The sequence below is a fragment of the Enterobacter sp. ZOR0014 genome, from assembly GCF_000798855.1.
Lineage (GTDB): Bacteria > Pseudomonadota > Gammaproteobacteria > Enterobacterales > Enterobacteriaceae > Enterobacter > Enterobacter kobei.
In genome coordinates this window covers 1-13,169 of the sequence record NZ_JTLF01000236.1, presented here as the reverse complement: position 1 = coordinate 13,169, position 13,169 = coordinate 1, and the positions used below count along the sequence as shown (strand labels likewise).

At 53.6% G+C, this 13,169-nt stretch carries 12 protein-coding genes; 10 read left to right on the top strand and 2 right to left on the bottom strand.

The window, feature by feature from the left end:
- From L977_RS12345 to L977_RS12310, 8 genes are all read left to right on the top strand, one after another.
- Positions 1-2,826 (top strand): phage tail tape measure protein (locus L977_RS12345; RefSeq protein ID WP_047625836.1); only part of this gene is annotated, 2,826 nt, incomplete at its 5' end.
- Positions 2,823-3,161 carry a phage tail protein gene (locus L977_RS12340; protein ID WP_001704112.1) on the top strand — a complete coding sequence of 113 codons (339 nt, stop codon included), beginning with the start codon at positions 2,823-2,825 and terminating at the stop codon, positions 3,159-3,161. The genes L977_RS12345 and L977_RS12340, both read left to right, overlap by 4 nt.
- Positions 3,162-3,216: 55 nt before the next feature.
- On the top strand, positions 3,217-3,954 hold the full coding sequence (locus tag L977_RS12335) for a phage minor tail protein L (protein WP_047625835.1): 738 nt from the start codon (positions 3,217-3,219) through the stop codon (positions 3,952-3,954).
- Positions 3,955-3,956: 2 nt separating this feature from the next.
- Positions 3,957-4,676 carry a C40 family peptidase gene (locus L977_RS12330; RefSeq protein WP_032678755.1) on the top strand — a complete coding sequence of 240 codons (720 nt, stop codon included), beginning with the start codon at positions 3,957-3,959 and terminating at the stop codon, positions 4,674-4,676.
- Positions 4,669-5,286: a tail assembly protein gene (locus L977_RS12325; RefSeq protein ID WP_047625834.1), complete on the top strand. Its 618-nt coding sequence runs from the start codon at positions 4,669-4,671 to the stop codon at positions 5,284-5,286. Before L977_RS12330 ends, L977_RS12325 begins: the two co-directional genes overlap by 8 nt.
- A gap of 42 nt (positions 5,287-5,328) precedes the next feature.
- Positions 5,329-8,901, top strand: a complete 3,573-nt coding sequence (locus L977_RS12320) for a host specificity protein J (RefSeq protein ID WP_047625833.1) — start codon at positions 5,329-5,331, stop codon at positions 8,899-8,901.
- A complete protein-coding gene (locus tag L977_RS23840) occupies positions 8,895-9,197 on the top strand; it encodes a hypothetical protein (RefSeq protein ID WP_044865545.1) in 303 nt (100 codons plus the stop codon). Before L977_RS12320 ends, L977_RS23840 begins: the two co-directional genes overlap by 7 nt.
- Positions 9,194-9,835 (top strand): hypothetical protein, encoded by a 642-nt coding sequence (locus tag L977_RS12310; protein WP_047625832.1) that lies wholly within the window; start codon positions 9,194-9,196, stop codon positions 9,833-9,835. Before L977_RS23840 ends, L977_RS12310 begins: the two co-directional genes overlap by 4 nt.
- Here the strand turns inward: L977_RS12310 and L977_RS24540 are convergent.
- Positions 9,800-10,162: a hypothetical protein gene (locus tag L977_RS24540; RefSeq protein WP_156118172.1), complete on the bottom strand. Its 363-nt coding sequence runs from the start codon at positions 10,160-10,162 to the stop codon at positions 9,800-9,802. The genes L977_RS12310 and L977_RS24540 overlap by 36 nt on opposite strands.
- A gap of 126 nt (positions 10,163-10,288) precedes the next feature.
- On the opposite strand from L977_RS24540, the gene L977_RS24325 reads away from it, so the two are divergent.
- Complete coding sequence (locus tag L977_RS24325) at positions 10,289-11,452, top strand: tail fiber domain-containing protein (RefSeq protein WP_081987737.1); 1,164 nt, start codon at positions 10,289-10,291, stop codon at positions 11,450-11,452.
- Here L977_RS24325 and L977_RS12300 read toward each other — a convergent pair.
- A complete protein-coding gene (locus L977_RS12300) occupies positions 11,449-11,952 on the bottom strand; it encodes a tail fiber domain-containing protein (protein WP_197061798.1) in 504 nt (167 codons plus the stop codon). The genes L977_RS24325 and L977_RS12300 overlap by 4 nt on opposite strands.
- 412 nt (positions 11,953-12,364) lie before the next feature.
- On the opposite strand from L977_RS12300, the gene L977_RS12295 reads away from it, so the two are divergent.
- Positions 12,365-12,922, top strand: coding sequence for a recombinase family protein (locus L977_RS12295; protein ID WP_047625837.1), 558 nt, complete (start codon positions 12,365-12,367; stop codon positions 12,920-12,922).
- Positions 12,923-13,169 lie beyond the last annotated feature (247 nt).

The window sequence follows — 13,169 nt, the reverse complement described above, 5'->3', positions numbered from 1 at the left end:
ATGCGGGAAAATGACGGACAGGCCGCAGCGCTTGCCCGCCGTCAGGATGAACTGGCGGCATCCTTTTTCCGCCAGATTGACGGCGTTCGCCAGCTCAATGGTGAAACGCAGTCGCTTGCGAACGTGCAGGCGCGCTTTCGTGCGGCAAGGGCACAGGGCAATATCACCCAGCAGGATTATCTCGCCCTGATTTCCCGCACCACGGCCAGGCAAAAAGAGCTGCAGATCGTGGAGGAAAAATCGGCCGCCGCGCGTACCCGATTCCTCAGTCAGCTGAAGCAACAGGTCGCAGAGCAAAAACTCTCCGGTACCGAGTTGCTGCGCATGAAGGCGGCGCAGGTTGGTGCAAGCGATGCGGCTGAGGTCTATATCCGCAAGCTCGAGGCTGCCAAAGTGGCCACGCACGGTCTGGGCCTGCAAAGTGCCGCAGCGCGGCAGGAACTGGGGATACTGATCGGCGAGGTCATGCGCGGTAACTTCGGTGCGCTGCGCGGCTCCGGGATCACGCTGGCGAACCGGGCAGGATGGATAGACCAGCTGCTGTCGCTGCGCGGGCTTGGGATCGCCGGCATGGTTGGTGGTATTGCCGCGGCGGTTTACGGGCTGGGTAAAGCCTGGTATGACGGCAGCAAAGAGTCCGAGGAATTTAACAGGCAGCTGATCCTGACCGGGAATTACGCCGGGAAAACGTCCGGACAGCTACAGGCACTGGCGCGCTCACTGGCAGGTAATGGCATCACACAGCATGCTGCTGCAGGTGTGCTGGCGCAGGTTGTCGGAAGTGGTGCGTTTAGCGGTAATGATGTCAGCATGGTGAGCAATGTTGCTGCCAGGCTGCAGCAGGCCACCGGGCAGGCCGTCGACGAAACCATCAACCAGTTTAAACGCCTGAAGGATGATCCGGTTAATGCAGTCACAACGCTCAACGATTCGCTGCATTTTCTGACGGCCACGCAGTATGAACAGATTGCCTCTGCTCAGGCGATGGGAGATACGCAGAAAGCATCAGAGCTTGCCATGCGTGCGTATTCTGATGCGGTCATTCAGCGGGCCGGGGCGGTTGAGGAAAATCTTGGCTCCCTCGAAAAAGCCTGGAACTGGGTGAAGAATGCGGCCTCAGGCGCGTGGGATGCGATGCTGGGCATAGGGCGTAATCCTGACACCGCGATGAAGCGCCAGGACTCTTTTGCTGAATGGCAGGCAGCAGAGAAAGAGTACCGTGCTCTGTCCGGCAATCTCAAGGTTGATCCGGACTATGCCGGTAACAACGTTCTGCAAAAGGCAGATGCGGAAAGGCTGAGAAACGCGCGCCAGCAGGTGGAGCTGAAAAAGCAGGCTTACGATCTTGCCGATCAGCAATACGCCCAGGAAGGGCTGGCAGCCGCGCGGGAAAAAATGCGGACGGAACAGCAGACACAGGCCGTCCAGACCCAGCAGCAATTTAATCAGATGGTTGAATCCGGGGCGACGGCGGCAGAAAAACGTGCCCTTGCGGAGAAAAAACTCAGTCAGCTTATTGCTAAAAACCGCCAGGATGCGAAAGACGGCATCGCCACGTTGTGGACTGAAAAGGACATAGCGGCAGCACGCGCCGGGATTGAAAAGCAGTGGAAGGATCCCAAAACGCCGAAAGGCAAAAGCTATTCAACGCCAGCCGGGGACAAAGCTGAAGAAAAAGCGCAGGCTGAACTTCTCACCCTTCAGGCCCAGCTTAAAACACTCGAGCAGCATACCAGCGTAAACGACGTCATAAGCAAACAGCGGCAGGATCTCTGGCAGACTGAAAATCAGTTCGCCGTTCTGCAGGAGGCGGCTGGTCGTCGTCAGCTTACGGCGCAGGAAAAATCCCTGCTTGCGCACAAGGAAGAAACGCTCGAGTACAAGCGGCAGCTGGCCGACCTGGGCGATAAGGTTGCCAGGCAGCAAAAGCTCAACCAGCTGACCGACCAGGCCGTGAAGTTTGAGCAGCAGCAAAAAGCCGCCAGGGCGGGTTTACAGGCTCAGTCTGAGGGGCTATCTACCCGCGAGGCCGGGCGACAAACCACCATGCAACGTCTCAGCGAGAGCTATTCATATAACCCTCAGGCGCAGCAAAAGGTTCTGGAAGAGCAAAGGGCGACGTTCGAGGCTGAAGATGCCCTGCGCGCTAACTGGCTGGCTGGTGCGAAACAGGGCTGGGCCGAATATCAGGATTCAGCGACAAACGTTTTCAGCTCAGTTCAGCAGATTTCGCAGGCAACGTTCAGCGGGCTGGCGGGCCAGCTTACCAGCCTGACGACAACCGGGAAGGCGAGCTTCCGGGACTTCACCAGCTCAATCCTCAAAATGATTGTGTCTGTTATCAACCAGCTGCTGGTGGCTTACACCATCCAGAGCGCAATGGGCTGGGTGAGCGGCGGGGCGAAAGCCTCCTCTGCAGGTCAGTCATTCGCGGTCCCTTCATACCGGCCACAGGGTTTTGACGTGGGCGGTTTTACCGGGCACGGCGGCAAGTACGAGCCAGCCGGTATCGTTCACCGCGGGGAATTCGTCTTCACCAAAGAGTCAACCAGTCGCATCGGCGTGGCGAATCTCTATCGCCTGATGCGCGGGTATGCCTCGGGTGGTCTGGTCGGCGGCGGGAGCGCAGCCGGGGCTGGCATGGGCGGGATCAGTGTTTATGCCCCTGTGAACATCAGCCAGCGGGGGAGTGACGGGAGCATAAATCAGGCGAACGCCACGGGGACGGCGAAACAGCTGCAGGCGATTGTTCAGCAGACAATCACCGAGCGACTGAAAAAAGAAATGTCCGCAGGCGGCGTGCTTTATTCGAGGAGGACACCGTGACAGACACGTTTACCTGGCGCACGCGAAAAACCGCGCAGGGCACTGAAACGGCTCGAACGCTGCAGGCCCAGTTCGGCGATGGCTACAAACAGATAGCGGGGATGGGGATCAACGACAAACAGGAAACGTGGAACCTGGACTGGACGGGCACCAGACAGGAGGCGGCTGCGCTGCGCGCTTTTCTGATGTCTCACGTTACTAAATCGTTCTGGTGGACCACGCCATGGGGTGAAAAAAAGTTGTTCAGAATGAAGGCCGATTCGTTCAGCGTTTCATTCCCTACCGGGAAAAAAGCCACGGTGGCCTTCACTTTTGAACAGGCGTTTGCGCCCTGATTTTCTCGACAAACACTGAAAGCTGCCTCCGGGCGGCTTTTTTTATGGGGGTAATATGAGTTTTACCGGAGATATACAACAGCTTGAGCCCGGCAGCGTTATTCAGCTGATTGAGATCGACGGCACCGAATTCGGTATGGATCAGGTGCTGCGGTTTCATGCGCACAATATTCAGGAGGAGGGGTGGGCAGCCTTCGCCGCTGAGAACCTGCCCGCCATAATCTGGCAGGGCAACCAGTACGATCCTCATCCTTATGAACTGAAGGGTATGGAGTTATCAAGTACCGGGTCCCAGCCGACTCCCACGCTCTCAGTCGGGAACGTCGGGAACTATGTCACGGCGCTGTGTCTTGAATATGACGATATGGTCAGGGCTAAGGTCAAAATCCATACCACGCTTTCGAAGTATCTCGACGCCGCCAACTGGAAAAACGGTAATCCGGGTGCCAGCCCTGCCGATGAGCGCGTACAGCTCTTTTACGTCAATGCTAAAACCGCAGAGACGCGGGTACAGGTTGATTTCGAGCTGTGTTCTCCTTTCGATATTCAGAGCCTGCAGCTGCCGACACGGCAGATTACGCCTGTCTGCACCTGGTGTATGCGGGGCTGGTACCGCAGCGGGACCGGATGCGATTACAACGGTACGAAATACTTTACCAAAGACGGTATGCCGACCGATGACCCGTCAAAAGACGTTTGTGGCGGCCGCCGTCAGGACTGTCAGGATCGTCACGGTCCGGACGCGCCGCTGCCATTCGGGGGCTTTCCGGCCGCCAACCTGCAGGGGAAATGATAATGCGAGAAAAATTGCTGGATGCTATCCGTCAGCACGTCGCTGGTGAATACCCCAAAGAAGCCTGCGGCCTGATTGTTCAGTCAGGGCAGCAGCAAATCTTTATTCCCTGTCGCAACATCGCGGATAAACCGGAGGAAACATTCACGCTCTCTCCGGAAGACCAGCTTGCTGCCCGCGCGCTCGGTGAAATCATTATGGTCATTCACTCCCATCCGGATGTGGTCCGGCTGGTGCCCTCCGAGCTGGACCGCATCCAGTGTGACTGGTCGGGTATTGAGTGGGGGATCATGTCCTGGCCGGACGGTGATTTTTGTACGATTTCCCCGCGTGAAGACCGGGATTATGCCGGGCGGCAATGGTTGCTGGGTTACGCGGACTGCTGGTCGCTGATACGGGAATATTATCAGCGTGAATATGGTATTGGCCTCGGGAACTATTCGGTGCCTTACGAATGGTGGGAGAGCGGCAAAGAGCGGCTCTACGATGACAACTGGGAGCGTGAGGGGTTCGTTGAGATTGACGCCGGTGCTATGCAGCCCGGGGACATCATCATGATGAGTGTGCAGGCATCGGTGACCAATCACGCCGCTGTATATCTGGGTGACAACATCATTCTTCATCATTTGTTCGGGCACCTTTCTTCGCGTACGCCGTATGGGAAATATTATCGCGACAGAACGGTCCGGGTGGTCAGGCATAAGGACAACATGAATGCTTAAAACGCTTATTCTCGACGGTAAGATGGCTAAAAAATTCGGGGCCCGCGTTCAGTTTGATGTTGCCGATCTGCGTGAAATGCTCAGGGCAGTATGTTCGCAGGTTCCCGGCTTCAAAAAATACATGTCGGAAGCCCATATGAAGGGGATCCGTTTCGCCTTTTTCAACGGGGATAACAATATCGGGCTGGAAGAGTTCGATATGACCCGCGGGGGAAGTGTATACCGGATCGTGTCCGTTTATGAGGGGGCCAAAAACTCTGGGGTTCTTCAGATAGTTGTTGGTGCCGTTGCGCTGGTCGCTGCATTCTTTACCGCCGGTGCGAGTATGGCAGCCTGGGGGGCGGCGATGAGTGCAACAGCCATCAGCGCCACGTCAATTTTGACCGGGGTCGGGGTATCAATGATGCTGGGCGGCGTTGTCCAGATGCTCACGCCCCAGCCATCCTTCGGCGCGGGTAAATCCTCCAGCATAGATAACACGCCTAACTATGCCTTCGGGGCGCCGGTCAATACCGTCGCTATGGGGCACCCTGTCCCCCTGGCTTACGGTCTGATCGAGGCAGGGGGAGCGATAGTCAGCGCCGGTATGTACTCGAGCGATCAGCAGTAGGCCAGCGGCCATTAACTTAAAGGTGCTTCGGCACCTTTTTTTATGGGTGAAAAAATGCAGATTCTTGAACAAGAAACCATCCTGCAGGGTGCCAAAGGGGGCGGGGGTAGCGCGCATACTCCGGTTGAGCAGCCTGACGATCTGCTGTCGGTCGCAAAATTAAAAATGCTCATTGCCGTTTCTGAGGGGGAAATACAGGGCGACCTGACTGCACAGAACATTTTTCTCAACGATACGCCGTTGGCAAACGACAGCGGGGAATACAACTTCAGCGGCGTGAAATGGGAGTTCCGCAAGGGCACACAGGACCAGACCTATATTGCCGGGATGCCCCAGGTCGATAACGAGCTGGCGGTGGGCACAACTGTCACCACCACCGCGCCCTGGACACGCCAGTTTACCAACCTTTCCCTGGATGCCATCCGCATCAAGCTTAGCCTTCCGGTCCAGTATCTCTATAAAGATAACGGCGATATGGTGGGCACGGTTACCGAGTATGCGATCGATTTATCAACGGACGGCGGCGCCTGGAAAACGGTTGTAAACGGCAAGTTTGACGGAAAGACCACGACGGAATATCAGCGTGACTACCGTATCGATCTGCCAAAATCCACGTCCGGCTGGTCTGTCAGGGTCAGGCGTATTACGGCTGATGCCAGCGGATCAAATTCGAAACTGGTTAACGCCTTCAAGGTGTTTTCGTATGCGGAAGTCATCGACAGCAAGCTTCGTTATCCTCTGACGGCGCTACTGTATGTCGAAGTGGACAGCAGCCAGTTCAACGGCAGCGCACCGAAGGTGACCTGTAAGATAAAGGGCAAACTGATAAAGGTTCCGGATAACTATGATCCGATAACCCGAACCTATTCTGGCTCATGGTCCGGTGGGTTTAAAATGGCCTGGTCCAATAACCCCGCCTGGATATTTTATGATCTGGTTCTGGATGAAATTTACGGCATGGGCACGCGCGTGGATGCATCCATGGTGGATAAGTGGGCGCTGTACTCAATAGCCCAGTATTGCGACGAAATGGTTTCCGACGGTGCCGGTGGCACCGAACCGCGTTTCACCTGCAACGTTTTCATTCAGAGCCAGGAGGACGCCTGGCAGGTACTTAACGATCTCGCCGCGGTATTTCGTGGCATAACGTTCTGGGGCAACGATCAGATTTATGTCCAGGCAGACGTCCCGCAGGACGATGTTGACTGGGTTTATAACGCCTCAAACGTTATCGATGGGCTGTTTACTTATGCGGGCGGCTCATACAAGAATCGCTACAGCTCCTGCCTGGTGTCCTGGTCCGATCCGCAGAACCATTACAGCGATACCGTTGAGGGGGTTTACGATTCGGCGCTTGTAGAACGTTACGACGTCCGGCAGACGTCCCTGACCGCAATCGGCTGCACCTCGCAAAGTGAAGCGCACCGACGCGGTCGCTGGGTATTGCTCTCCAATGCCAAAGACGGGACCGTATCGTTTGGCGTGGGGCTGGACGGTTATATCCCTTTGCCCGCTGAAATTATCGGTGTCGCCGATCCTTTCCGCTCTGGTAAGGAGAACGGGGGCCGCATAAGCGCGGTCAACGGCCGCCAGATTACCCTCGATCGAGAAATAGACTACGCGGCGAAAGACCGGCTGGTGGTTAACCTTCCCGACGGAAAAGCCCAGACGCGGACAATCAGCGCGGTGAGCGCCGATAAAAAAACGGTGACGGTGGCTACGGCATTCAGTCAGGTTCCTGTGGCGGGCGCTGTCTGGGCGATAGACAGTGATAACCTCGCAATACAGTACTTCAGGGTCACCTCAATCGCGGCTAACGACGACAGTACAGGTGGTTTCACTATTACGGCCGTTCAGCACGATCCAAACAAATATCGTTACATCGATGACGGCGTTCGGGTCGAGTCTCCCCCGATCACCGTCACGCCGATAAGCGTCCTGTCTGCTCCGAAGAATATCGTGGTGACTGAGAGCGATCATGTGTCTCAGGGGCTGACTGTAGCAAGCCTGGACGTGTCATGGGATAGGGTAGAGGGCGCAATCCGGTATGTTGCCCAGTGGCGTAAGGACAACGGGGACTGGATAAACGTTCCGGTTACCAGCGCGCAGGGTTTCTCGGTTCAGGGCATTTATTCGGGCAGCTATGACGTGCGCGTAAGGGCACTGAATGCGCAGGATACGTCGTCACCATGGGGATACGGTGAAACAACTTATCTCTCCGGTAAAACGGGAAAACCGGGTACTCCGCTCAACTTCCTGGCGACCGAAGATGTGGTCTGGCATATCGACCTGAACTGGAAATTTCCGGATGGCTCAGGCGATACGGCCTATACAGAGATTCAGCGCGCCACAACTGCCGACTACGCCAATCCTGAACTGCTGGTCCTGGTGCCGTACCCGGCTGCAGATTATCAGCATGGCCCCATGCCTGCCGGCGTTCGCCAGTGGTACCGCGCGCGCCTGATTGACCGTATCGGTAACGCCGGGGACTGGACCGACTGGATCATGGGCACGTCCTCGATAGATGTCAGCGAAATAACGAATGACATTCTGGAGGATATGAAAGAGTCGGAAACGTTCAAGGACCTGATCGAGAACGCGGTGGACAGCAATGAAAAAATTGCTGGCATGGCTAACGATATCAAGCAGGCCAACGACGAACTGGAGCAGCAGGCGAAGGACATTGCCAAAAATGCCCAGGACGTCGGGAAGGTTCAGACCAGCGTTAATGAGCTTTCAAGCACGGTCGGGAATGTTTCGTCTTCACTCAGTCAGCTTGAGCAGACCGTTGCGACGGCTGATACCGCGCTGGGCCAGCGAATCGACAGCATCAGTGTGTCTATGGACGGCATGACGGGCGGGGTCAAGAACTCAGCCATTGCCATTATCCAGAACGGGCTGGCGCAGGTGGCCACACGTAAAAGGCTATCCGCAACGGTCGCCGGTAACAGCGCGCAGCTGGATCGTATTGATGAGGTAATCGTTAACGAGAAGGAGGCAACGGCACGTTCGCTGCTGAGCCTGCAGACGGACGTTAACGGCAACAAGGCATCCATCAATAGCCTGAATCAGACGTTCTCTGATTACCAGCAGGCCACGGCCACGCAGATAAACGGCATAACGGCGACGGTGAACGGGCATACCTCCGCCATCACCACTAACGCTCAGGCGATAGCGAACGTAAACGGCGAACTCAGCGCGATGTATAACATCAAGGTTGGCGTCTCCAGCAACGGGCAGTATTACGCCGCGGGGATGGGGATCGGCGTTGAGAATACGCCATCCGGCATGCAGTCGCAGGTTATCTTCCTGGCTGACCGCTTCGCCGTCACCACGGCAGCCGGAAACAGTGTGGCTTTGCCGTTCGTGATCCAGAACGGGCAGACATTCATTCGGGCCAGTTTCATTCAGGACGGCACCATTGAGAATGCCAAAATCGGCAACTATATCCAGTCGAATAATTATGTGGCTGGATCTGCAGGCTGGAAGCTTGATAAGGGAGGGTCGTTCGAAATCAATGGCGTGGCCGGGGGCGGGAGGATGCTGATAACCAGCACTCTCATTCGCATCTACGATAGCAACAATGTGCTGCGCGTCAGAATGGGGTTATGGTAATGCCACAGGGTTTGCAATGCTGGGATAGTGCAGGGCGGGTTGCAGTTGATTTAAGCGATTATGCGATCCGGTATATCGGAAGCACCTCTGTAACTTTTGCTGCGGGGGAGACGTCGAAAAACGTTTCTTTCGGGGGAATAACACAGGACGGCTCATTTATTTCGATTGTGTCTACTGGCGCTACGGTCAATGAATACCACTGCCGCGCATATAACGGCGGTTTTACTGCTTATTATTTGCCGACAACCGGAAGCCCTGCGATAACACTCAATGTGGAGGTTTATAACTTTCAATGAGCGGATTCGAAGTTTATAACAGCGATGGTAAACTGCTGGTGGACTCACAAAACAGGTCCACCCTTTTTTATGACCAGCGGACACTCGGAGCTGTTGAGAGTAAGGGGTATTACCAGGTAGATAGCCCGTTTGGTAATGGCAGCACGCTGGGTTTTACACCGCAGCAATTCTGGAATGACGGCAGATTGCGATGGCTGAAGTTGGGCGCAAACAGGTACGGTATGCCGGGAGCAGACCTGCTTGAAGATAATGCGGGGAGTATGATCCGGACTGCACGTAATATTGGAATGCAGAGCGGTTATCTTGACGTATTTGACAGCGGAGGGAATCTAATATGGAGCGCTGCTTCCGCATCGAAAATGCCACGTGTTGTCGGGTTCTTCGATGTGCCGGCGAACTATGATCTGCAGAACAATACGCTTTCCGTGAGCCTGAGCTTTAACCCCTGGATTCTGGTAAATAACTGCCCCGGCAATCTCAGCGATGATGGAACCGTTACGGGCTATTCAGGGATAGTGCTCAAATGGACGGGCTCACAGCTACAGGGGCGGTACATTTCAAAAAACCAGCGCAGCTGGAGCCAGACATTTCAGGGCAGGGGATTACGAATCCCCATTGCTCAGTTTGTCGGTATTTGACTCAGGGGGAACGCGAGGGTACTGAGTGGCAATCATATTTTGTCTCACCCCTTTCGCTGCGTTGAAGCGATAAACAACATCAAGTTTATCGGTTTTTTTATAGCAAATATTACTGAGCCGTTTATTTACATGTCGGCTAAATATTCCATTGCTACTGTCAGAAATAACCGTCATTTCCCGTGTGGCGCAGTCAATATTCACGTGAATATCACCGCCCAATGATAAACGGGCAGCTTCAACCGGATAGTCCATTCTGAATGCGTTGTCTGTGTGTTTACTGGAACATCCAGCCAGCAGCAAAAATACTGCAGCAAATAATCGTTTCATTTCTACATTCCTGTAAATGCGGGAATATCCATTTTATTAGAGTTTAAAAAATAGTCAGATTGATATGAGCGATCAATTTTACATTATTGATCGTTTCAAACGATCGTTATTATCGTGAGGTAGTTCATGCTTTATAACACTGGCACTATCGCTATTAACGGAAATACCGCAACCGGCACTGGCACAAACTGGACGGCACCGGCCAGCCAGGTACGCGCTGGCCAGACGATTATCGTCATGTCTAACCCGCTCCAGATGTTTCAGATTTCATCCGTGAACAGCGCCACGTCAATGACGGTTACGCCAGCTGCTTCCCAGGCGCTGAGCGGCCAGAAGTACGGCATTCTGGTATCTGACAATATATCGGTCGATGGCCTAGCGCAGGCCATGTCTCAGCTCATCAAAGAGTATGACGAGAACATTGGCGCGTGGGAGACGTTCGCCACAACCTCAGCAAACCAGAGCATTACAGTTACCATCAACGGCAGCTCTGTAACGATCCCCGGCATCGGTAAACTGGCGCAGAAAGGGAGTAACGGTGCGCTGGCTGTTGCTGACGGCGGAACCGGGGCAACAAAGGCAGAAGACGCTCGCACAAACCTCGGTTTAGGAAGTTTGGCCACTCAGGATGCAAATAACGTTACCGTCAGTGCCTTCAGAGCGAACGGGGAAGCTTTGTTTGCATCATCTACTATCCGTATCCCGGCAGCGGCAAGTGATACATCCTCTGGGGTAGCAATTGGAGGGTTCAGGGCTATTGAAGCAGGCACTGACACAGCATCATTCGATTCCATGTCCAACATCAACATTGTTAGCTGGTACGGAATCGGCTTTTGTACTGCATATAACCTGCCCGTTAATGGCGTGGTTGCCGGGAAACCTGCCGTGTACATCAATACACGAAATGGAACAATTAACGCGAAAGGGGCGGTTCAGGCCAACGGCGTTACTCTTACGTCAGACTGGAACGCAAAAGAGGAAGTGAACATCATCGAACCTGCGGAGGCTCTGGAAAAGATAGCCGCGCTTGATGGTTACACGTTCCGCTATAAGAATGCAGATTCAAAGAGATTAACCGCTGGCGCGCTTGCGCAAGATCTCGATTTAGTGATTCCCGACCTGGTAATTCATGATGAAGCTACTGATTATCTTGTTGCCGATTATATGGGGCTGATCGGCTATCTGATTGCTGCTGTAAAAGGATTGAAACTGCAAATCGACGAGATTATGCCCACTGATTCAGTTTTCAGTCGTGAACAACAACGACAGCAAGGTGATAACGAAGGTTAGGCAACTACCGGGCCGCGTAGGTCGGCCAGTTCTTTTTCGATGACCTTTAATCGTTCGGCCAGTTCTTTGATGGCCTCTACATACAGGGCACTCATTGCGCTGTAGTCAACGGTTTTAAGGTCGTCGATTTCTTTTCCTTCAGGTGTAATGCCGGTACCGCCTGAACTTACCGCGACAGGAAGAACACGCTCCAGTTCCTGGGCGATGATACCTGCGCTGCGTACCGACTCCGATTCTGTGAGCTGAATGCCGAACGTGTAGCCCGTCAGTGAGCATATCTTCTCCAGAGCGTTACTAACGGGCTCTTTATCGAACTTCACTCGCTCATCCGAAGTCTGGTTCACAGAAATACAGGTAAACCTGCCATCAGCTCCGAAAGAGAAGCTATAGCCATTTGCTCCACCATTATCATTATTATCAGGCCTGAGCCGGATGGTACCTTCCTTGGGCGCATAGATTACCCCTCGTGATTCAATACCTCCCGCACCGTAAAACCACACGTGAGCGTTCTGTGTATCGCTGGAGGCCCATACGTTTGATGATGTTACGGCTCTTAGTGAACCGCCAGCGCTAATGCTCCCTGAAGCAGTTATGCTGTTCTGGCAGGTGATAGGATTTCGAAACTCAAAACTGTCACCGATAAAAGTGTATTTTCCAGCATAGAAAGTGAAATCCCCTTTCCCCATCCCGCCATTCGAATTGCCACCACACAGGATGCGCGCGTCATAGTCGTTAGTGCCAATAAAATGGAAATCAACAAAGCTTGCAGAAGAGGCCTTTTTCGCTCCAATTTCGAGGCTTCCGAAGTTGGCTGTGACGCTATCTCCTAAACCGACGTTTTATAGATTGCCCTGAGGGCACCAGGCCGATAACTTCACCTGATTTTTTTGCAGAATTTATTGGGTGAAAAATATGCAAATTGGCTATGTAAGGGTGTCAACAAATGACCAAAATACGGATCTTCAGCGACAAGCGCTCGAACGCGCAGGATGTGAGCAGATTTTTGAAGAAAAAATGAGCGGAACAGTGGCAAACCGGCCAGCACTCAAAAAACTTCTCAAGGCACTGAATGAGGGGGATACGCTGGTGGTTTGGAAGCTGGATCGCCTTGGGCGCAGCATGCGTAATCTGGTTCTTCTGGTGGACGAGCTTCGGCAGCGCGGTATCCACTTTAAGAGCCTCACCGACAGTATAGATACATCAAGTCCGATGGGGCGTTTCATTTTTCATATTATGTCAGCTCTAGCAGAAATGGAGAGGGAGTTGATAGTGGAACGCACTCGGGCGGGTTTGGCGGTTGCGAGGGAAAAGGGGCGGATCGGCGGCAGGCGTCCGAAGTTAACTGCTGAACAATGGGCGCAGGCCGGGCGGCTCATTTCAAATGGTGTTGAAAGAAAGCAGGTAGCAGTAATTTATGACGTGGCAGTTTGCACGCTATATAAAAAATTTCCTGTATCTAAGCTGATTTAAGTCTTTCTACGTGCCTCAGTCTTGTGACTTTCAACAATTATGATGAGAGAGTATTACAGCAGACCAAATCGGAGAAAGCATATGAGAATATAACCACAACATGACTTCTGATTATATGCCCCATTTACTGCTAGTTTTTGCTACTCTATGAGAGGCAATGCCTGTCATCTTAAGTGGATCTAAGTTAATGGAATGAATAATTATGAGTGAAAATGATACAATCCCAAAGCAGTCCAAAAGCCAGATT

Bases quoted from the DNA above. Each gene is read 5' to 3' on its own strand.
- L977_RS12335 (WP_047625835.1), top strand. From the start codon at position 3,217: ATGAGTTTTACCGGAGATATACAACAGCTTGAGCCCGGCAGCGTTATT.
- L977_RS12330 (WP_032678755.1), top strand. From the start codon at position 3,957: ATGCGAGAAAAATTGCTGGATGCTATCCGTCAGCACGTCGCTGGTGAA.
- L977_RS12325 (WP_047625834.1), top strand. From the start codon at position 4,669: ATGCTTAAAACGCTTATTCTCGACGGTAAGATGGCTAAAAAATTCGGG.
- L977_RS12320 (WP_047625833.1), top strand. From the start codon at position 5,329: ATGGGTGAAAAAATGCAGATTCTTGAACAAGAAACCATCCTGCAGGGT.
- L977_RS23840 (WP_044865545.1), top strand. From the start codon at position 8,895: ATGGTAATGCCACAGGGTTTGCAATGCTGGGATAGTGCAGGGCGGGTT.
- L977_RS12310 (WP_047625832.1), top strand. From the start codon at position 9,194: ATGAGCGGATTCGAAGTTTATAACAGCGATGGTAAACTGCTGGTGGAC.
- L977_RS24540 (WP_156118172.1), bottom strand. From the start codon at position 10,162: ATGAAACGATTATTTGCTGCAGTATTTTTGCTGCTGGCTGGATGTTCC.
- L977_RS24325 (WP_081987737.1), top strand. From the start codon at position 10,289: ATGCTTTATAACACTGGCACTATCGCTATTAACGGAAATACCGCAACC.
- L977_RS12295 (WP_047625837.1), top strand. From the start codon at position 12,365: ATGCAAATTGGCTATGTAAGGGTGTCAACAAATGACCAAAATACGGAT.